At 51.2% G+C, this 332-nt stretch carries 1 protein-coding gene; it reads left to right on the top strand.

Going from position 1 to position 332, the window contains the following annotated elements; genetic code table 11:
• Nucleotides 1-332: transposase (locus ACTHR7_RS10810; protein ID WP_440370808.1), on the top strand; the 332-nt coding region annotated here is incomplete at both ends.

The following is a 332-nucleotide window of genomic DNA, read 5'->3' as shown; positions in this document are numbered from 1 at the left end:
TACAAACAACATACCCGTACCGATGCGGAAGGCTATATCGAGAAACTGCACATTACCCCTGCCAATACCCATGAGTGCAACCATCTGTTGCCTTTGCTGGAAGGTATAGCCAAAGATACGACCGTCTATGCCGACAAAGGCTATGACAGTGAGGAAAACCGGCAACATCTGAAAGAGCGTCGACTGCAGGACGGCATTATGCGCAAAGCACACCGCAACCATCCGCTGACGGAAACGCAAACCAAACGTAACCGGTATTTGTCGAAGACCCGTTATGTGATCGAACAAAGCTTCGGTACGCTGCACCGTAAATTCCGCTATGCGCGGGCAGC

This window comes from Neisseria sp. P0007.S010 (assembly GCF_051962875.1).
Classification (GTDB): domain Bacteria; phylum Pseudomonadota; class Gammaproteobacteria; order Burkholderiales; family Neisseriaceae; genus Neisseria; species Neisseria subflava_A.
This window is presented reverse-complemented; position numbering and strand designations above follow the sequence as displayed.